The sequence below is a fragment of the Paenibacillus sp. FSL R5-0475 genome (genome assembly GCF_038004585.1).
Taxonomy (GTDB): domain Bacteria; phylum Bacillota; class Bacilli; order Paenibacillales; family Paenibacillaceae; genus Paenibacillus_AQ.
This window is the reverse complement of record NZ_JBBORK010000001.1, coordinates 3,579,120-3,598,990: the sequence shown is the minus strand read 5'-3', so window position 1 is coordinate 3,598,990 and position 19,871 is coordinate 3,579,120. Positions and strand designations below refer to the sequence as shown.

19 protein-coding genes are annotated in these 19,871 nt (G+C 45.1%); 15 read left to right on the top strand and 4 right to left on the bottom strand.

What is annotated here, in order from left to right; genetic code table 11:
* Positions 1–2 precede the first annotated feature (2 nt).
* Positions 3–950, bottom strand: a complete 948-nt coding sequence (locus tag MKX41_RS16235) for a DUF1385 domain-containing protein (protein ID WP_371916578.1) — start codon at positions 948–950, stop codon at positions 3–5.
* A gap of 207 nt (positions 951–1,157) precedes the next feature.
* Between MKX41_RS16235 and MKX41_RS16230 the strand changes: the two genes are divergently transcribed.
* The 4 genes from MKX41_RS16230 (at position 1,158) to MKX41_RS16215 (ending at position 4,954) form a co-directional block, all read left to right on the top strand.
* Positions 1,158–1,649 (top strand): YqhR family membrane protein, encoded by a 492-nt coding sequence (locus tag MKX41_RS16230; protein ID WP_076284474.1) that lies wholly within the window; start codon positions 1,158–1,160, stop codon positions 1,647–1,649.
* 74 nt (positions 1,650–1,723) lie between these two features.
* Positions 1,724–2,794, top strand: a complete 1,071-nt coding sequence (locus MKX41_RS16225) for a M24 family metallopeptidase (RefSeq protein WP_340971847.1) — start codon at positions 1,724–1,726, stop codon at positions 2,792–2,794.
* A gap of 47 nt (positions 2,795–2,841) precedes the next feature.
* Entirely contained in the window at positions 2,842–3,399 is a 558-nt protein-coding gene (gene efp, locus MKX41_RS16220) for an elongation factor P (RefSeq protein WP_042190473.1), read from the top strand.
* Between the two features lie 301 nt (positions 3,400–3,700).
* A complete protein-coding gene (locus MKX41_RS16215; RefSeq protein WP_042190470.1) occupies positions 3,701–4,954 on the top strand; it encodes an aspartate kinase in 1,254 nt (417 codons plus the stop codon).
* Between the two features lie 982 nt (positions 4,955–5,936).
* On the opposite strand, the gene MKX41_RS16210 is transcribed toward MKX41_RS16215, so the two are convergent.
* Together MKX41_RS16210 and MKX41_RS16205 are read right to left on the bottom strand one after the other, a co-directional pair.
* Entirely contained in the window at positions 5,937–7,583 is a 1,647-nt protein-coding gene (locus tag MKX41_RS16210) for a response regulator transcription factor (RefSeq protein ID WP_340971842.1), read from the bottom strand.
* 27 nt (positions 7,584–7,610) lie between these two features.
* Entirely contained in the window at positions 7,611–9,344 is a 1,734-nt protein-coding gene (locus MKX41_RS16205) for a sensor histidine kinase (protein WP_340971839.1), read from the bottom strand.
* 180 nt (positions 9,345–9,524) lie between these two features.
* On the opposite strand from MKX41_RS16205, the gene MKX41_RS16200 reads away from it, so the two are divergent.
* The 3 genes from MKX41_RS16200 (at position 9,525) to MKX41_RS16190 (ending at position 13,239) form a co-directional block, all read left to right on the top strand.
* Entirely contained in the window at positions 9,525–10,457 is a 933-nt protein-coding gene (locus MKX41_RS16200) for an ABC transporter permease (protein ID WP_340974946.1), read from the top strand.
* Between the two features lie 11 nt (positions 10,458–10,468).
* Positions 10,469–11,347 carry a carbohydrate ABC transporter permease gene (locus tag MKX41_RS16195; RefSeq protein WP_283908428.1) on the top strand — a complete coding sequence of 293 codons (879 nt, stop codon included), beginning with the start codon at positions 10,469–10,471 and terminating at the stop codon, positions 11,345–11,347.
* Positions 11,348–11,478: 131 nt separating this feature from the next.
* Positions 11,479–13,239: an extracellular solute-binding protein gene (locus MKX41_RS16190; protein ID WP_340971834.1), complete on the top strand. Its 1,761-nt coding sequence runs from the start codon at positions 11,479–11,481 to the stop codon at positions 13,237–13,239.
* Between the two features lie 97 nt (positions 13,240–13,336).
* On the opposite strand, the gene MKX41_RS16185 is transcribed toward MKX41_RS16190, so the two are convergent.
* Positions 13,337–14,203 carry a YitT family protein gene (locus tag MKX41_RS16185; protein ID WP_081382878.1) on the bottom strand — a complete coding sequence of 289 codons (867 nt, stop codon included), beginning with the start codon at positions 14,201–14,203 and terminating at the stop codon, positions 13,337–13,339.
* Positions 14,204–14,506: 303 nt separating this feature from the next.
* Between MKX41_RS16185 and MKX41_RS16180 the strand changes: the two genes are divergently transcribed.
* The 8 genes from MKX41_RS16180 to spoIIIAG all read left to right on the top strand — a co-directional run bounded on the left by MKX41_RS16180 (position 14,507) and on the right by spoIIIAG (position 19,811).
* Positions 14,507–14,770, top strand: a complete 264-nt coding sequence (locus MKX41_RS16180; RefSeq protein ID WP_371915730.1) for a YqhV family protein — start codon at positions 14,507–14,509, stop codon at positions 14,768–14,770.
* A gap of 82 nt (positions 14,771–14,852) precedes the next feature.
* Positions 14,853–15,854, top strand: a complete 1,002-nt coding sequence (gene spoIIIAA / locus MKX41_RS16175) for a stage III sporulation protein AA (protein ID WP_340971832.1) — start codon at positions 14,853–14,855, stop codon at positions 15,852–15,854.
* Complete coding sequence (gene spoIIIAB / locus MKX41_RS16170; RefSeq protein ID WP_042190466.1) at positions 15,847–16,365, top strand: stage III sporulation protein SpoIIIAB; 519 nt, start codon at positions 15,847–15,849, stop codon at positions 16,363–16,365. Before spoIIIAA ends, spoIIIAB begins: the two co-directional genes overlap by 8 nt.
* 13 nt (positions 16,366–16,378) lie before the next feature.
* Positions 16,379–16,582 (top strand): stage III sporulation protein AC, encoded by a 204-nt coding sequence (spoIIIAC, locus tag MKX41_RS16165; protein WP_036682849.1) that lies wholly within the window; start codon positions 16,379–16,381, stop codon positions 16,580–16,582.
* A gap of 7 nt (positions 16,583–16,589) precedes the next feature.
* The gene (spoIIIAD, locus tag MKX41_RS16160; protein ID WP_042129828.1) at positions 16,590–16,979 is read left to right on the top strand and encodes a stage III sporulation protein AD; all 390 of its coding nucleotides are present in this window, start codon (positions 16,590–16,592) and stop codon (positions 16,977–16,979) included.
* A 42-nt stretch (positions 16,980–17,021) separates the two neighbouring features.
* Positions 17,022–18,263, top strand: coding sequence for a stage III sporulation protein AE (gene spoIIIAE, locus MKX41_RS16155; RefSeq protein ID WP_076299515.1), 1,242 nt, complete (start codon positions 17,022–17,024; stop codon positions 18,261–18,263).
* 104 nt (positions 18,264–18,367) lie between these two features.
* On the top strand, positions 18,368–19,129 hold the full coding sequence (gene spoIIIAF / locus MKX41_RS16150; RefSeq protein ID WP_052404383.1) for a stage III sporulation protein AF: 762 nt from the start codon (positions 18,368–18,370) through the stop codon (positions 19,127–19,129).
* A gap of 40 nt (positions 19,130–19,169) precedes the next feature.
* A complete protein-coding gene (spoIIIAG, locus tag MKX41_RS16145) occupies positions 19,170–19,811 on the top strand; it encodes a stage III sporulation protein AG (protein ID WP_042190462.1) in 642 nt (213 codons plus the stop codon).
* The last annotated feature ends 60 nt before the right edge of the window (positions 19,812–19,871 follow it).

The following is a 19,871-nucleotide window of genomic DNA, read 5'->3' as shown; positions in this document are numbered from 1 at the left end:
ACTCATCCTTTCGCAGGATCCAATATGCCGCCTGACACACTTGCCTCCGAATATCCTCTTGCTTCAATCGCAGCATCAAGCTCACGCATACGGTTAAAAGAGGCAATAGATACTTCTACCTGATCGTCTTTTGGCTCTTTGGTTGTAAGGAGTTGCAGCCACAATCCAGGGTAACCCAGATATTTAAGGCCTGGTACTTCTCTTACCGCATTGGTTCCCTTTAGAACTTCGAACGACACACCAATTACGACTGGCAACAAGATAATCCGCTGGATCACTCGTTCCCAAAGATTATCCCATGGGACTACGGAGTAAATGATCACACCGAGGATAATCGTCAGCATCATAAAGCTACTTCCACAGCGGTAATGCAGACGGCTGTATTTCTGAACGTTCTGAACAGTCAGTTCTTCGCCTGCTTCAAAAGCGCTGATGACTTTATGTTCGGCGCCGTGATACTGGAACAGTCGCTTGATCACAGGTGTTTGAGAAATCGCCCACAAATAGACCAGCAAGAGAATCATTTTGATGCCGCCTTCTATGAGGTTGTGCAGTACGTAGTTATCAAATACATTTTTAAATAAAAAATCCTCTACAAATACCGGAACAAGCGTAAAAATGAGCTTTCCGAACAAGAAGGAGAGAATACCCATTACAGCAACCCCAAAAATCATTCCAAGGCTCCAGCCCTCATCCTTTTTCTTAGGCTTCGCTTTTTCCTTCTCGATATCTTCCGGTTCCAATTCATCTTCAGCGTAGGATTCGGCTGAATAGTTCAAGTGCTTAGAGCCTTTAGCGCTGGCATCTATTATACTGACAAGGCCGCGAAGCAGCGGAATCTTGCGCAGTTTCGTGACCCAGCTCTTATCGCTTTTGGGTACTTCTAAAAATGTGATTTCCTGATTCTTGCGTCGCACGGCTGTTACATTGATATGCTTACCGCCGAACATGACGCCTTCAATGACGGCTTGGCCGCCGTAACTGGGGGTTTCCTGGGACAACCAATTCACCTTCTCGTATTTAATATGATTTATATAATACATTGTAACTAATTTTTGAAGACATTACTAGTTGGATCGCCTTTTGCTGTACATACTATCTTCTAGAGAGAACGAGAGAAAAATCGGCATTGAAAATAAAGAAAGCGAGGCAATTTCATGAGCAAATCTCATCAACAACAATCGGGGCATACAAATATTTGGCTTTTTGCACTCGAATTAGGTTTTTTTGCAGGATTAATTTGGGGTGGGCTTCATTGGCTAGTCTATTGGTTCAGTTTTACCAAAGTAAGCCCTGGCTTTATCGCAGAGCCTTTTTTCAGGCATGCGTTTTTGACAACAGCATTTGGACATTTCGTGGGATATATGATGTTTATTGTATTTTCGGTCATCGCCTCCATGCTGTATGTACTGCTTCTCCGCAAGCTGAAGGGACCTTGGCCAGGCCTGGTCTACGGCGTTTTATGGTGGGCGATTATATTTATTCCTGGTTCGCAGATGTTTCTTATGCAGCCCCCATTCAAGCTGCCTTGGAACACGGTCATTAGTGAGTTCTGCATTTTTCTGCTATGGGGAATGTTCATTGGATATACAGCAGCGATCGAGTATACGGACGAACGGAAGCGTGAGCAAAGTACAGCGCTTGCCTAACGGCGCGAAAAAACTTCTCAAGGGGATATCCCTATGTTAAAATACAATGTGGCTATTTCGAGAGGAGAATGAAAATGGGTAACAAGCGTGTCTCCAAGCTGCGTAAGGTTTTGCAGGATCAAGGATTGGATGCAATGTTGATAACTAGCGGTTATAACCGCCGCTATTTAAGTGGATTTACCGGATCGTCCGGTTATGTACTGGTGACAAGTGATGATTGTTATCTGCTGACTGACTTCAGGTATATGACACAGGCCGCGGACCAAGCAATGGGGGTTAAAGTTGTAGAACATACAACTAAGTTCATTGATACAGTTCGCGAGCTTCTGCCTTCTGGTAAAGAGGTACGTATCGGTTTCGAACAGGATGATGTTTCATTCAGCGCGTACACCTCATATGCAGAAGCACTTAAGCCGGCAGTGTTAGTTCCAATTTCCAAAGCTGTGGAAGACCTTCGTATGTTCAAGGATGAGGAAGAGCTTGCCGTTATGCAACGTGCAGCAGATCTGGCCGATGCTACATTCAGTCATATTCTGAACGTGATCAAGCCGGGCATGACTGAGCGCGATGTTGATTTGGAAATGGAATTTTATATGCGTACCCATGGTGCAACTTCTTCATCGTTTGATACGATTGTTGCTTCAGGTGAACGCTCGTCCATGCCACACGGCGTAGCAAGCAGCCGTGTAATTCAAGGCAATGAATTCATTACCTTTGATTTCGGTGCATTACTTGATGGCTATTGCTCAGATGTGACAAGAACCATCGCACTCGGAGCACCGGATCCGAAGCTGAAAGAGATCTATGATATTGTGCTGGAAGCTCAGTTACATACTTTAGCACATATCAAGCCGGGTATGACTGGACGGGAATGTGATGCCTTGGCACGTGATATCATTGCTAGCTACGGATATGGTGAACAATTTGGACACAGCACAGGCCATGGACTTGGAATGGAAGTTCATGAGTGGCCGCGTTTGTCCAAACTTAGCGACGATATTATGCAGCCGGGGATGGTAGTAACTGTGGAGCCTGGTATTTATTTGCCGGGAATTGGCGGAGTACGTATTGAAGACGACATTGTGATCACGGAGAGCGGAATATCACTGCTGACCCATTCGTCTAAAGAATATACAGTACTGTAAGTAAGTGTGAAGTATTAGATTGATTATAAATTTTGGAGGGATTTTTAGTGATTTCAGTAAATGATTTTAAAACAGGTTTGACCGTAGAGGTAGAGGGAGATATTTTTACCGTTATTGATTTCCAACACGTTAAGCCAGGTAAAGGCGCAGCATTTGTTCGTTCCAAGCTTAAGAACTTGCGTAACGGTAATACAGTAGAGCGTACATTCCGTGCAGGTGAAACGATTGGCCGTGCTATTATCGAAAACCGTGGTGTACAATATCTCTATGCCAGTGGATCGGACCACGTTTTCATGGATAACGAAACTTATGACCAATTCGAATTGTCCGAAAAGCAATTGGAATGGGAATTGAATTTTCTTAAAGAGAACATGACTGTAAACATCGTTAGTTACAAAGGTGAGATTCTTGGGATCAACCTTCCTACCAGCGTAGAGTTGAAGGTTGTTGAAACTGAGCCTGGCGTTAAAGGAAACACTGCTCAAGGTGCTACGAAATCGGCCAAGCTTGAAACCGGACATAGTGTTCAGGTTCCATTGTTCATCAACGAAGAAGACATCTTGCTGGTTGATACTCGTGAAGGTAAATATATCTCCCGCGCGTAGGAAACAGAACAATAACCTAGATATTACCAGAAGAGCCTCCCCGTTTATACGGTGGAGGTTTTTTTATGAACAGTAACGGATAAAGATGCTATGGAAACCTACATTAAAATACTGGAAGTTGAGTAAAATAAGCACAGCTGAAGGGTTGATGCTGACCTTATCTTTTTTTTCACAGCGGGGAAATTTAATAAATTTTTTATGAAACCATTAACGCAAGGCACTGTTTTCGTATTATACTGATTTAAAGCGGGAAACCGATTAGAAGCAACTACATAGACCGATATGGGGAGTGAATGGGACTTTGTCACTTTATGTTATGAAATTCGGAGGCAGCTCCGTCGGCGACACTGAACGAATGAAACGCGTCGCCAAGCGCATCGCAGACAAGCAAGATGAGGGACATCGCTGCGTTGTGGTTGTATCTGCAATGGGGGATACAACAGATGATTTGATCGATACGGCGAAGCAACTAAACGGGCAGCCGCCCGCACGTGAAATGGATATGTTGATGACGACAGGTGAACAAATCTCCGTCGCTCTATTGTCCATTGCCCTGCATGGGATCGGGCGGAATGCAGTTTCTTATACAGGATGGCAGGCTGGATTCCGAACAGACGAAACTCACGGCAGAGCTCGTATCAATGAAATTGACCCGCGTCGTGTATTAGCGTCTTTGGAGCGTGAACAGATCGTGATCGTTGCAGGCTTTCAGGGAATGACTGTGGACGGTGAGATCACCACATTAGGCCGCGGTGGTTCGGACACTACAGCCGTAGCATTGGCTGCTGCTATTCAAGCTGATGTATGCGAGATCTATACCGATGTAGATGGTATTTACTCCACTGACCCACGTATCGTGAAGACGGCACGTAAGCTGAAGGAAATCTCTTACGATGAAATGCTGGAGCTTGCCAATCTGGGAGCGGCTGTATTACATCCACGTGCAGTGGAGTACGCTAAGCGTCATCAAGTTAAGCTGGTCGTTAGATCGAGCTTTAATCATAATGAAGGTACTGTTGTGAAGGAGGAAACAAGCATGGAGCAGGGAATCGTAGTTAGTGGTATTGCATTTGATAAGAATGTAGCACGTGTCAGTATTCTTGGAGTTCCTGATGTACCAGGTGTACTCGCTCAGGTCTTCGGCAAGCTTGCTGAAGAGGGCGTTAACGTAGATATCATCGTACAAAGTGGTGTACAGAATGAGCAGGCTGACTTCTCATTTACAGTTTCTCTTGATGAACTGGATCGGGCGAAGGAAGTAATTAAAGAAATTCATAAAACTTTGCCTTATCGTGAAGTTACCTCCGAGGATAACCTGGTGAAGGTATCCATCGTTGGTGCTGGTATGGTCAGCCATCCAGGGGTAGCGGCTCAAATGTTTGATGTACTCTCCCAAGAGGGTGTAAGCATCAAGATGGTCAGCACTTCTGAGATCAAAGTATCTTGCGTCATTGAATCAGGCAATTTGCCATCAATCATACAGGCGCTGCATACCGCCTACAATCTCGATACAACAGAGCAGGCTTTCGTCGGAGGTCCTAAAGATCGCCGATAAGAGCTGTGGGGAAATAAAAAGGGATGCTTACAGCTAAATGGCTGTAAGCATCTTTTTTTATTGTTTAGTAAATTATACAATACAAAAAAATGTGGATAACTCCGAAGAAAGAGGAAGGAGGGGTGAACGTGAAGAAGCAGGAAACATGGAATAAACGAGGAGTCATCCGTCAGTTTCTAAAAACCGAGCGGACCTTATATCCTCCGAAATGCATGTTTTAGTCGAGCCTACGGACAAATGTATGCGAATAATCGAATACAAATGTGCCGCCGGTAAAGTAAACGAGCCAAATGTATGCGAAAACCGAATACAATGTGCCGCCGGTAGCGTAAACGAGCCAATTGTATGCGAAAAATTGAATACAATGTGCCGCCGGTAGCGTAAACGAGCCAAATGTATGCGAAAAATCGAACATAATGTGCCGCCGGTAACGTAAACAAGCCAAATGTATGTGAAAAATCGAATACAATGTGCCGCCGGTAGCGTAAACGAGCCAAATGTATGCGAAAAACCGAATACAATGTGCCGCCGGTAACGTAAACGAGCCAAATGTATGCGAAAAATCGAATACAATGTGCTGCCGGTAACATAAACGAGCCAAATGTATGCGAAAAACCGAATACAATGTGCCGCCGGTAACGTAAACGAGCCAATTGTATGCGAAAAACCGAATACAATGTGCCGCCGGTAACGTAAACGAGCCAATTGTATGCGAAAAATCGAATACAATGTGCCGCCGGTAACGTAAACGAGCCAGCGCTGTTATTCGCCCCAGATCACCGGGAAGGGGCTTGTTATTAGGGAATAAGTGCAATACGGTCCGTCCCTAATAGATGTGCTCATTTCATCGAAATAAAGCCATTCGGTCCGCAAGCGGAACCACACTACGAAGGTGTATATGGATACGAGTATGGAATTACGGATGTACTCAGCTTGTAACTCTACCTCCATGGACGACGTCAGGCGTTTTTCTTGTTTAGACTTATAAACCGAGTTTGTTGCGGTATTCCTGCGGTGTTATGCCATAATGCTTCTTGAATAGATGAATGAAATAGCTAGGTTTTTGATAGCCAAGCAAGGTAGAAATTTCATAGATTTTTTCAGGCGACTGCTCTAGCAAGAGGATTGCCTTCTCCATACGAACACGAAGCGTATATTCACTGATTCCTTCACCAGTTTCAAGCTTGTAAATCTTAGAGAGATATGAAGGATTCAGATATACGCTTGAAGATATAGTCTGTAGTGAAGCTGTACCAGGGTTCTGCGCGATGTAATCCTGTACCTTGCGGATAATGGAGTTTCGGGAATCCTTCTCCACACTGCTAACCGAGCGTCGGTAGCTGGCGATGACCCGTTCACTCCAGTTGCGTAGCTCATCGACTGTTTGCATAGGCTGCCCGCTAGTAACGGTGTAGAAATCTTCACCGATCGTGTCAGCCAGCCATTTTTTGGTGCGATGAATAAGAGAAGAAATGGAGGAGGCAATGGCGAAATAAGCTTCAAGGATATGCTCCTGTGAGTCTCGCCATTCTTCTTCCAGCTCTTTCAGGATTGCTGCCAGCTTATCGTTGGCTGCTTCCCATTGGCCCATTTCCAGCAGCAATCCGAGAGTCGGCGTTAGGTAGAGCTCATTTAGCTGCTGCATTTCACCGCGGTTTGGTTCCTTGGCTAGTGAAATGAACAATTCGGTATCCCTTCCGATGAAATGCCTGAAACTCGCCAGTGAGGACTGATACATGGTCCGGATATCTTGCGGAAATTGGCCTCTTTTACTCGTTAGAACGGATACGCCTACCTTTAAGTAGGATTTAGCCGCACGTTGGAGCTGAAAGGCCTGTGTTTCAATCCAGACATCGAGTTCCTCTTCTTCGCTTATCTTTGTTGATTCAATCGTATTTGGAAGGGACTTGTCTGACAGCAAGCAGACGATAAATCCGTGCATATCTGTACAATGCCATAACGCCATACGGGGGCCGAACAGCTCAGCAGCAATGTTAGTCAGTGCATATTCAATGAGTGTCTCATCACTTTGATCGTACTCACCTTCTGTTGTGTCTATCCGCAGCAGCATCATGCTGTAGGAAGTGCCTCTGGCAATGGGAACTTCATACATTTGAAGTTTTTTGGAAAGTGGACCAATGGCCGGGTCCTGCTTGCCGGTAATCAGATCCCTCAGTAGATATTCCCGTAGCTTAGGCAGCTGTTCTCTAAGCGTATAATTAATTTTTTGAATCGAAATGATTTCTTGCCACTCTTGTTCAAGCTCGTCTAGTGCTTTGCGAACGGCGCTCATTAATTCTTCGTCTTCAACTGGTTTAAGGAGATAATCGCTGGATCTCAGCTTCAGCGCCTGTTTGGTATATTCAAAATCGGCAAAACCTGTGAGCAGAATGCATTTTGTATGTTTCCAGTTACGTCTGATTTCGGCAATGAGATCGAGCCCTGACATTCCCGGCATGCAGATATCAGTTACAACGACGTCGATCGAATGTTCATAGAGTAGTTCTAGTGCTTCACGTCCAGAGTAGGCTTTATGAACAATGTCGATGCCTATTTCGTGCCAGGGAAGCATATCAGCTAAATCATCTGCAAGGGCTGTCTGATCATCTATGATTAACAGTTGGTGCATTTCATGTTCCTCCTTGATGTAAGCCAGTTATGAAGCACTATCGTAATCTGACTGATTAGGCCAGTATAGCTGGGTTTCAACTCCGCCTTCCTCCCGCCTGATAATACGCAGCCCGGCTTCTTTCCCGAACTGTAGCTGTATTCGTTGCCTTGTATTCCATAAAGCACAGCCCTTATCTTCGACAGGAGGAAACGCAATCTGCCGCTGCAATGAGATAAGCTTTTCTTCCGTAAGACCAATCCCGTCATCCTGAACTGCGATAATATTATACTCTTCGGTGACATAGGCACTGATATGAATACTTCCGCAGCCTACCGGCTCTATCCCGTGCAATACGGCATTTTCAACTAGTGGCTGAAGGATAAGACGCGGCAGCTTAAGCCCTGCAAAGTCACTGGGGATATCAATCTCGTATTTTAAATCCTGAACTTTGATCGCCTGAATGGCGAGGTAGCTTTGAACCAAATCGATTTCCTCTTTCAGCTCGGCGGTTTGCCGCTCTGAGTAGGTCGTGTAGCGATAATATTTACTTAGATGCATCGTTAGCTGCATAACCGTCTCTTTCTCACCTAGACGTGTCAGACTGCGAATGAGTGTGAAGCAATTGTATAGGAAATGCGGATTAATCTGCGATTGCAGCTGCTTCAGGTTGGCGTCTCTTGAAGCTATCTGCTCCAGGTAAACATTCTGTATAAGCTGTTCAATCTGCGTGGCCATATCATTAAAGCTGACCAGTAGGAAGTGAAATTCATTATTTGGATGCAAGACATTGATCGTTGTGTAATCTCCACGTTTGACTCTGCGCACTCCACGAATAAGTTCACGAATAGGTACTTGAACGGTGTTGTATAGGAAGTACGCTGCGATAGTACTACCTACAAGCAAGAAGAAAATCGAGCTGTAGAATAAATAGCTGTTTGTTGTAATCGGCCGTACTACATCCTGAATTGGCAAATAATCCACCAGATATTGTCTGAGCTCCGGCATCCAGACGCAACTGACGGCGTATTCGCTTCCAGAGAGTGTAAGCCGTGTGAACGGATGTTTAGCGAGAACCTTCAGATCGATCTTTTCAATTAGCTCTTTCTGTAGCTTCTGATCCGCATCTATGGCTTGTATCACACTATGATCGGATGAAATAAAAAAAGGATCACCTTTGCCTCCTTTTTTGAAACGATCCAGTGCCTTGATCAAATCCGTGGCAGGAAAGCTCATTTCAACAATCAGCTTCGCCTGATCCAAGGAGGAATTAAATGGTTCGGTAATATGACGAACAAAGCGTTGCTGCCCACGATAGAAGGAGGGTACATCGGTCGTTATTTTCCAAGTCCGAGAAAAGTTGCGCCGTAGTTGGTTGTTGTCAAACACATTGGAAACATTGGAGGAAACAAAAGTTCGTGTGTCGGGGGCATAGATGCTAAGTGTTGTGTCCCATGTTGAGGAAGCGATTACAAGTTTCAGCTTGTCATCAATTTTGAGCTTTTCATTAGTCTGCTCATACAGTGTCATAATTTCGATGAATTCGAGCGCGCGTACATTGATATCTTCGCTGAGGATAAGTCCGCCTTTTGAGAGCTGCGCGGCGACATTGTCAGTCTGCACGGCAAAGTATGTAAGGTCCTTGTACATCGATTTCTCAATTTCGTCCGAGACCACACGCAGGCTTGTCTGGTTGGAGAACCAATATAGTCCCACGAGCGGAATTAGCAGGATCAGGACCAAAGAGATGATTTTTGTAAATGTATTAAAGCGTGTGTTCATGCTTGCGACTCCTTCGCTTCATGAAAGTAAGGAAACAAAAAATCAGGCATTGTTCCAAAAATCTCGGCGCAGACGACCTTATAAGGCGATTGTATACTTACTATTGCAGGATGATGTTGAAGATGTCAATCCTAAAAAATGATGGTAGAGAGGATTATGGGGATGGAAACAGCAAAAAAGATGAATGTAAAAGGCACACTGGTCTCGCGGCCCTGGCTGAAAGGATTCCTAAAACGAACATGGCCACTGCATGTAATGTTGATACCTGCTGTTGTGCTACAGTTCATCTTCGGTTATTTGCCACTTGGGGGACTTGTGATCGCTTTCAAAGACTTCAAGCCTTATGACGGAATATGGGGATCAAAGTGGGTTGGACTTGAACATTTTCGCTTTATGTTTGAATACCCGGACAGTAAGAAAGTTATTGTTAATACCGTTCTGATCGCCAGTTTGAAAATTATATTGAATGTCATCGTGCCGTTTACATTTGCGCTTCTGTTGAATGAAGTCCGGCGAAATTCGGTCAAAAGAACGGTGCAAACGCTCGTATACTTACCTTATTTCATCTCTTGGGTATTTCTCGGAGGCATCTTGACGGATATGTTATCCGCTGACGGGATGATTAATTCTGTATTACAGAATTGGTTTGGCATTGAGCCTATCCTATTTCTAGCCAGCGGCAACTGGTTCCGTTTTATCGTAGTGGTGACCGATGTGTGGCAACAATTTGGGTATGGTACGATCGTCTATTTGGCAGCGTTAGCGGGTGTGAATCCGTCGCTATATGAAGCAGCTGAGGTAGATGGCGCGAACCGTTGGAGACAAACTTTAAGCGTAACGATTCCGTCGCTGGTACCTATTATCATTGTCGTTGCTACTTTGGCTATTGGTAATATACTTAACGCTGGTTTTGACCAAATCTTTAATATGTATAACCCGCTTGTATACGATAAAGGCGATATCATTGATACGTTTGTGTACCGAACCGGTATCTTAAATGGCCAGTATAGCTTTGCTACTGCTGTTGGCGTGTTTAAATCATTGGTTGGTTTTTTACTCATAGTGGTTGGTTACAGAGTGGCCTATAAATTGGCTGACTATAAAATATTCTAGGAGGTTCAGGGATGTATTACAAAACAAGAGGATACCAGTTGTTCACAATACTTAACTATTGCATTCTTGTCATAGCTGGACTGCTCTGTATCCTGCCGATTATTCATATTTTAGCGATTAGCTTCAGTGCAAGCGCACCGGCTAATGCTCATCTGGTCGGACTTTGGCCAGTCGATTTTAATATCGAATCCTACACCAAAACCTTGAACAATCCCAATTTCTTACGGGCATTTTTTATTTCAGTGGGTCGGACGATTCTTGGCACATTTATGACGATGAGCGTGATTACCCTTGCTGCTTATTCCTTATCGAAGGATTCGTCAGTACTCAAAAGCCGTAACATCTACGCTTGGTATTTTGTCTTCACGATGCTGTTCACAGGCGGGATGATCCCTTTATATATGGTCGTGCGGAATTTACACATGATGGACACGATCTGGGCGCTTGTGTTACCGGGTGCAGTGCAAGTATTTAATATGATTCTGCTCATGAATTTCTTCAAGGCGACGCCAAAAGAGCTGGAGGAGGCTGCGTTGATTGATGGAGCAGGACACTTTACCGTACTGTTCCGTGTGTATCTCCCATTGGCTATGGCTTCTATTGCCACATTGTCGTTGTTCTCAGTTGTCGGTAGCTGGAATGCATGGTTTGATGGTTTACTATATATCAATAATTACCGTAACTATCCGCTTGCCACATTCCTACAGACGGTTATTGTATCGCAGGACTTCAGTAAGTTGACGGCGAATCCTCGTGATCTGCTGAATATCTCTCAGCGGACAGTGAAAGCTGCACAGATTTTCATAGGCATGTTGCCAGTACTGTTGATTTATCCATTCCTACAGCGGTTTTTCGTGAAGGGGATAGTATTAGGAGCGATTAAAGAGTAATAGTAAAAAGATAAAAAAATTAGTATCAGCACCAAATATCGGGTATTTCCAAATTTTTCATCGAGAATTATAGTTTGATATGTAGAGCAGGGGGAAGCGCTCTCAATACGATCTAGGGGGAAAAGAAGAAAATGCAATACAAACGGATAAGCAACATATTAATGGCTTCGGTAATGGCGCTAAGTCTGGCGGCTTGCTCAAGTAATAATAACAACAGTCCGGCAGCTTCAAACGATGCGACAAAGAAAGAAAACAGCACTACTGATAATGCAGCACAGCCAAAAAGTAATGTTGACGAAACCGGTTGGGATGGCAGCAAATATGTTGAGCCAATCACACTTACAACGGTTAAGGCCATCGGTAATAACTATTACTATAAAACCGGCGAGAGTATGGAGAACAACGTTCTTAACACTTATATGAAAGATAATCTGGGCATTGATGTGAAATATGATTGGGTTGTCACCGACACCAACCAGGCCTATCAGACGAAGATTAGACTTATGTTGTCTTCAGGTGATAAAATGCCGGACGTGATCACTTACCGCGGCGATATGGAAACGGTCAATATGCTGATTGACTCCGGACAGTTCACAGATGTTGGTGGCTTGATCGACAAGTATGCTGGCGATGTATACAAGAAGGGTATGGAGCTGAATCCGGATACCTTGTTACCAGTAACACGCGATGGCAAAGTTATGGCGCTTCCGGTTCTGGATTACGCTTATAATGACGACATGGTTCTCTGGCTGCGTCAAGATTGGATGGATAAGCTGGGTCTGCAGGCTCCTAAGACACTTGCTGATTTTGAGAACATCATGGACGCTTTTGTAAACAAAGATCCTGATGGCAACGGTAAGAAAGACACTCTTGGTCTCGCAACCGGTTTTAAAAATACTTACTTGAACTGGATCGCTGATATCAGCTGGTTGTTCGGTGATTTCGGCACCATGCCAGAACAATGGAACAAAGGTGCAGACGGTACGCTGAGCTATGGCTCGATCGATCCAGGTGCGAAGCAAGCACTGTCTACACTGAAGACATGGATGGAAAAAGGCTATATCACTAAAGATGCAGGTCTTGTCGATGAAAATGGTGGTTACGAACAATTCACTAAAGGTCAAGCGGGTGCAATTGTAGGCCGCAACTGGCTTCCTGACTGGCCGTTTGGTGATCTGCTGAACAACGTACCTGGTGCAAAATACAAAGCTTATGCAATTCCTGCCGGTCCTGATGGCAAAATTGGTACACAAAGTGGTAACCCGTCTGTTAACGGATGGATGCTGATCAATAAAGATTCGAAGCATCAAGAAGCACTGCTGCGTTATTATAACTTCTTATTCGATAACTGGGCGAATCCACAAAAAGGTGGCATTTTCGAAAATGGCTTTGCTGAAGGTTATGACTATGCCAAGCAAGCAGATGGTACTGTAGTAAAGGACCCGGCGAAATATCCGGATCTATTCCCGGGCTATGGTGACCGGACACATTTAGTTGAACCGATCTACTACTCTCTTACTTTTGACGGTGCCCGTGAGCCGGGATTGTACGCAGAGACGATGAACAAACTGGCAAATGGTGGTACGCCTGAAACACCGTATGAGATCGCTACAGCTGCGGTTCGTAAACCGGAGAATATTGAAGCCATGAAGATCGTCTTGGAGCAAAAGGATATTCGTATGAAGAATTACTTCCAAGGACCTCTGACTGAAACCATGAAATCCAAAAATGAGCTATTAAAGAAATTGGTACTTCAAACGTACTCCAAGATCATTTACGGTCAATCCCCTATCGAAGAGTTCGATACGATGGTGGCCAACTGGAAGAAATCTGGCGGTGATGAAATTACTAAGGAAGTGAATGACTGGTATATTTCCGCTAGTAAAAAATAAGCAAATAGCATCACTTATAAATGAAAAGGAACGCTGCAGATTTGAATGCAGCGTTCCTTTTCATTTATATAACAGCAAGGGAGGTAGGTCCCTGAATTTATCCTAATCGTTTGAACCGGCCCTGAATCTCTACAGTCTCCACAACATTGACGAAGGAGCTTGGGTCTGCCTCAAGAATAGTTCTCCGCAGATTTGCAAGTTCATACCGAGTCGTTACAGTCATTAGCATGGTATTTCCCTCATGACTGTATCCACCCTCTGCATTGACGACAGTGATGCCATGAGGTAACTCTCTGAGACGGGTCAGCATCATCTCCCGTTCTTTGGTAACGATAAAGCAGGTCAGCTTCACATGGCGAATATGGATCATATCGACTACTCTACTCTTTACAAAAATACAGAGCATAGCGTATAAGGCGGAATCCCAGCTTTTAAAGAAGCCTAAACTCAGAATAACTAATCCATCCATTAAGAACATGATATTCCCCATGGGAATATCCCGTTTACGTGAAATAATCGAGCCTAATATATCAAATCCCCCAGAAGAGCCCCCAGTACGGAGAGAAAAACCAACGCCCCCAGCAATAATTACTCCACCGAAAATACTTGCAAGAATGGGGTCCTTGGTCATTTGCACCTCAGGAATAATGGTAATGAACCAGGTGGTGGCCACGACGGAAAGCAAGCTTAGTAAGATGTATTTTTTCCCTACTGCAATAAATCCCCAGACAATTAAAGGAAGGTTTATTACAAAATAAAGCTTAGAAATGTACTTCGGATCCGTTAAATAACCGACGACCGAAGCCACCCCTGCTACCCCACCGCTCAGAAGCTGATGAGGAATTAGAAACAATCGCATCCCGCTTGCAATTAAAAAGGCTGAAAAAATAATGATAGCTACTTCCTTGAGTGGTCTGACTACGGTCCGCATGTTTTGCGGTAACCCGTAACTTCGAACTTGCATGACACAAATCCCCTCTTTTTCTTATGTCTTTATAGTCTGCTCTTTTTGAAAATATAAACCCACTATATTTCCAATTAACAAGGATACCACAGATGGAAGTGTTCGTAAAAAAATAATTTTATCGTACTGATTATATTTATTTATATAGGTGTGTACTATGAACTCTTTCACAGTTGGACTTGCAATTCTGTCATTTCTCCTTGTCTAAAGTGAGTAATTATCGCATATCCATGGATAAGAGAAGGACAAACCAGCCCTGAATATCATTCTGTGTGAAATAGTAAAAGTTAGGAGTGGAGTGGATTGGACAAGTATGTAAGCTGGATGGCGACTCTTCGGCTGTTCTCGGGTAGTGCGGAGATTATAGCTGCACTGATTATGCTGCGGTTGAATCAGGTAGACAAGGCGCTTGCAGTCAATTCTGGACTAGCTTTGGTAGGCCCGACGATCTTGATATTGACGACAGCGATCGGACTTACAGGGATGGCTCAGCAGTTGTCCTGGAGCAAACTGGGCTGGGTCGGTTGCGGTGTAGCCTTTCTCTTAATCGGGATTCTAAAAAAATGATAGATGATAGGCATATTGAGCGCGTACAAGCATAAATATGGAATAAAGCAATTAGATAGAGGACAACTTGGGGGTACTTTGTATGGCAGATGATTGGTTGCAATTGTTTCCTGAAAAAGTAAGAGCACTATTAAAGTGCCTTCCCCTTCCGCTACTTGGAATGGTGGAAGAGATTCGGGTCCGTGAAGGTCGTCCGCTGGAGATTAACTATTCAGGTAAATATCACTTTCTTAGAGCAAATGGCAGCGTAACGCAAAGGCCGGAAGAAGCCTATAGGCCGGATCGGGAGGACACTCATAGACTGCTAGATCTGATCAGCAACCATTCATTATATACGATGGAAGAAGAGCTGAGAAAGGGATTTATTACGATTCCTGGCGGCCATCGAATAGGACTTGCTGGTCGGACGGTGCTGAGTGGTGGTGGTGTGGAGCATCTACGCGACATTACAAGCTTCAATGTCCGCATAGCCCGTGAGGTTCCCGGAGTCGCGGATAAAGTGCTACCTTATCTGCTGGACAAGGGGAGGCAGCGAATGATGCACACCTTGATCCTCTCGCCTCCACAGCACGGGAAGACAACTCTTCTTCGCGATATCGCAAGACAAATCTCCTTAGGAGATTTGGGGAAACGTGAAGGCGGAAGACCCGGTTTGAAGGTGGGGATTGTCGATGAACGTTCTGAGATTGCCGGAAGTAGACGCGGGATTCCCGCCTTTGATGTTGGTCCGCGCACAGATATCCTCGACGGCTGTCCCAAAGCTGAAGGCATGATGATGATGATTCGTTCCTTGTCACCGGATGTATTGATCGCTGATGAGATTGGTCGTCCTGAAGACGCTGAAGCAGTCACTGAAGCGCTGCATGCTGGAATATCAGTCGTTGCTTCGGCTCACGGTAAAGAAGTAATAGAACTGGCTCGTAGACCCGGGCTTGGCGGGCTATTGGAACAAAAAATGTTCGAAAGATACGTCATTCTGCATCGCTCAGAAGCAGGGCTCTCCTTTCGTGTTCTGGATGGACAGAAACGCGGATTACTTCTTATCTCACCCGTGGATCGATTAGGTGGTGATTTACATGCTTAAGCTATTCGGTGCCGTTCTGATTGTGCTGGCTGGTACGCTAGCAGGGCTCCAATTTGCAAAACAATATGCAGACAGGCCAAGACATATCAGAGGCTTGATAGCAGCGCTACAGCGGCTGGAAACAGAAATTATGTACGGATTTACCCCATTGCCTGAAGCTATGAGGCGTATTGGGATTCAGTCTAAGGAACCGCTCAAAACATTGTTTATTAAAACAGCTGAGGAGATGAGCCCGCCCCATGATCGAAGTGCCCAGGATGCCATTCAGAGGGCTATGGACTCGCATTGGAAGTCTACCGCATTGAAGGGGACAGAAAAAGAGATTCTCCGCCAGCTCAGTTGTACTCTCGGTACAAGCGATAGGTCCAATCAGAGCACTCATATCGCGTTAGCATTGCAGCAATTGAAGCAGGAGGAGTCGGTGGCCAGAGAGGATCAAGGCAAATATGAAAAATTGAGTAAAAGCCTGGGTCTGCTGCTTGGAGCATTGATCGTCATTTTGATCTTTTAGCGAGGTGCCAGGAATGAATATTGAAGTCAATGCGATTTTTCAAATTGCCGGCATTGGCATAATTATCGCCATGATACACACGGTGCTTAAACAGATGGGAAAAGAAGATTTCGCACATTGGGTTACCGTGATCGGGTTCGTCGTTGTGCTATTTATGGTTATTCGAATGCTGGACGGACTGTTGCAGGAAATAAAAACGATCTTTCTTTTTCAATAGGCGTGCTATGGAGATCATTCAAGTTGTTGGAATAGGGCTGATATCGACCATATTGATTCTCGTGCTGAAGGAACAAAAACCGATGTTTGCCTTTCTCCTCGCTACTGCCACAGGGATTCTGATCTTCCTGTTTCTAATCGGCAAGATTGGAATGATACTTTCCACACTGGAGCGGGTGGCAGAGTCATCGGGGATGGAAATGATCTATTTGAAGACCGTGTTCAAAATCATCGGAATTTCATATATCGCTGAATTTGGAGCACAGATTGTGCGTGATGCAGGGCAGGAATCGATTGCTTCCAAAATAGAGCTCGCCGGAAAAGTCCTCATTATGGTACTAGCTGTACCCATTATCAGCATCATTATTGAAACGGTCATGAAGCTGCTACCTGCTTAAAGCAATTGAAGGAAGCTAAGCAACGATTAGGGAGGAGAAGTTATGCAAAAGTGCAGTGTTTTTCGTCCTCCAAAATTAAAAATAATACTGTTGCTGCTTCCATGCTTCTTCATTCTATGGTTTGCAGGTACAGCTCAGGTGGCCATAGCTTCTCCAGCAACTCCAGCACCTGGATCGGGGAACTCCTCCCCAGTAGACCAGTGGGTCAAGGGTCAGGTGAACAATCTGCCAACAGATAAGGTGGAGTCGTACTGGGATCAACTGATGAAGGATTACGGAGGTTTTTTTCCAGACGGGGCAACACCATCACTTATGGACATGCTGCTTCCAGGGGATAAGGGACTCAGCTTACAAGGTGTATTATCCGGGCTTCTTGGATTTATGTGGCATGAGGTGCTGTACAACGGAAGGCTGCTGGTCACGATTGTCATGGTCAGTGTGCTCAGCATGATACTGGAGACGCTACAAACCGCTTTTGAGCGAAAAACGGTCAGCAAGGTGGCTTATACGCTCTGTTATATGGTAGTGCTCGTTATTGCCGTGAACAGCTTCAATATCGCTATAGGTTATGCGAAGGATGCTATCGACCGGATGATTGATTTTATGATGGCCATGATTCCGCTACTGTTCGCGTTACTAGCTTCCATGGGGAACATTGTTACCGTCTCGGTCACACATCCACTAATTGTTTTTATGATTCATACCGTTGGCACACTGATCCACACCGTTGTCTTTCCACTATTATTCTTCTCGGCGGTGCTGCATCTCGTAAGTGCATTGTCGGAGAAATACAAGCTGACCCAGTTGGCGAATCTGCTAAGAAATATCGGAGCCGGATTACTAGGAGTACTGCTCACTGTGTTCCTCGGTGTGATTTCAGTCAGGGGAATTACGAGTTCAGTGACAGATGGTGTTACGATCCGGGCCGCTAAATATATTACAGGCAACTTTGTTCCGGTCATCGGAAAAATGTTCGCAGATGCAACAGACACAGTGATCTCAGCTTCACTCCTGGTGAAGAACGCTATTGGGCTATCCGGAGTGATCATCATTTTGTTCCTTTGCGCTTTTCCGGCGATCAAAATTCTGGTGCTTGCTCTGATCTACAATGTAGCTGCTGCTGTAATGCAGCCATTAGGAGAGACGCCGATTGTGGTCTGCCTCCAGACCATCGGAAAAAGCATGGTGTACGTATTCGCTGCTTTGGCAGCTGTATCGTTAATGTTTTTTATGGCCGTCACGATCATGCTAACCGCTGGCAATTTAACCGTCATGATGAGGTGAGCTTGAAGGCTATGCTAACAAAACTTAGCGGGTGCTTACGAAGCTAGTTTAGTACGAAGAAATTCTCTGAAGGCTATGCTAACAAAACTTTTAGGAGGGAAACGATGAGCTGGTTGGGCGATTGGCTACGAGAGATCATACTTGTCGTGCTGCTTGCATCTTTCGTTGAATTACTGCTCCCAAGCAAATCCATGGAGCGTTATGCAAGGCTGGTGCTGAGCCTCCTGATCTTACTTACCATGCTTAGCCCGATCGTTTCTCTCCTTAAAGGTGACGCAATAGCCGAGCTGAGTATAGCCATGGGGCGTCAGGAGAAAGAGGGAGGCTTATTCACAGGAGGGGGAAGTGGAGATCCCTCTTTGGAAAAGATTCTGGCAGATGGTCAAAAGCTTGCACAAGGGCGACAGGATCAAAGCCTAAAGCTGGCCGCAGAAGAGGTTGCTGAGCAAATGAGGGAGCAGATCATCAGCGAGACCGGCAAACGCGGGGTTAATGTCACTGTAACGCTCGGCATGGGGAAATCCGGCGGCTCCGGTAATGAAGATATTCCTGTCATCTCTGCAGTGAAGGTCTCAATGTCCCAAGCAACAGCTAATTCCATAGGGGCTTCAGGTAATTCCAGCGCAGCCGCTGCTCCGCCGATTGCAATCGCTCCTGTAGAGCCTGTAGAAGTAAAGATCGGTACAAATCCAGAGAGTGGATCAGCTTCTGCAGATGAGCCCAAAGCAGTGAACGGAAATGTAACAGAAAATAACACGACTTCAAGTGAAACGGAGTCCATCGTAAAGATGTTGGAACAAAAATGGGATTTGGATCCCGAAGTAATCCAAGTGGATGGCGGCGTTGTGAATAACGTCAAGTTATGAGTCTGTAGCTTCTAAACTATCAATGTTAGGAGGGATAGGAGTGGGCAATTGGCTGAAAAAGCTGGAGCAATGGGCTGGGGGTGGGGCTGGCAGTCCGAAGAGAAGTCATACTTTTCGCTGGCTAATCATTCTGGGTCTGCTGGGCGCAGCGATTATGCTGTTTAATTCCTTCGTCAATGTGAAGAAGATTGATAACGAGAATACGGGGCGTGAGCCACCGCTGAATCAGTCCTCCCAAACGGCGCTGGTACAGAGTGATCCTGGAGCTACTAACTCGTTCGAGAGTATTGAACAGACACTGGAGAACCGGACGAAGGAGATTTTGGAAAAAATCGTTGGTGTCGGTACCGTTGATATCATGGTCACTGTGGAATCCACGGAAGAAATTGTCGTGGTGCGAAATATGAACGACTCCCAGCAGCTTAGTGAGGAGACGGATGCCAGTGGTGGAAAACGTCACACGACACAATATACGAGGGATGGCGAAATCGTAACCTACTCGCAATCGGGTGATGAAACACCTATTGTGACGAAGCGGATTAAGCCTCAGGTACGCGGCGTACTGGTAGTTGCCAAAGGTGCAGAGAACAAAGTCGTTCGTGGACTTATCGAGCAGGCTATCGAAAAAGGCTTGAATGTCCCAATTCAGCGCATTTCAGTAGTACCACGCAAACAAGAGTAGCAGGAGAAAGTCAAGAAGTGAGTGCTTCCGAAGCAGCCACTAGATTAAATTTTAGGAGGA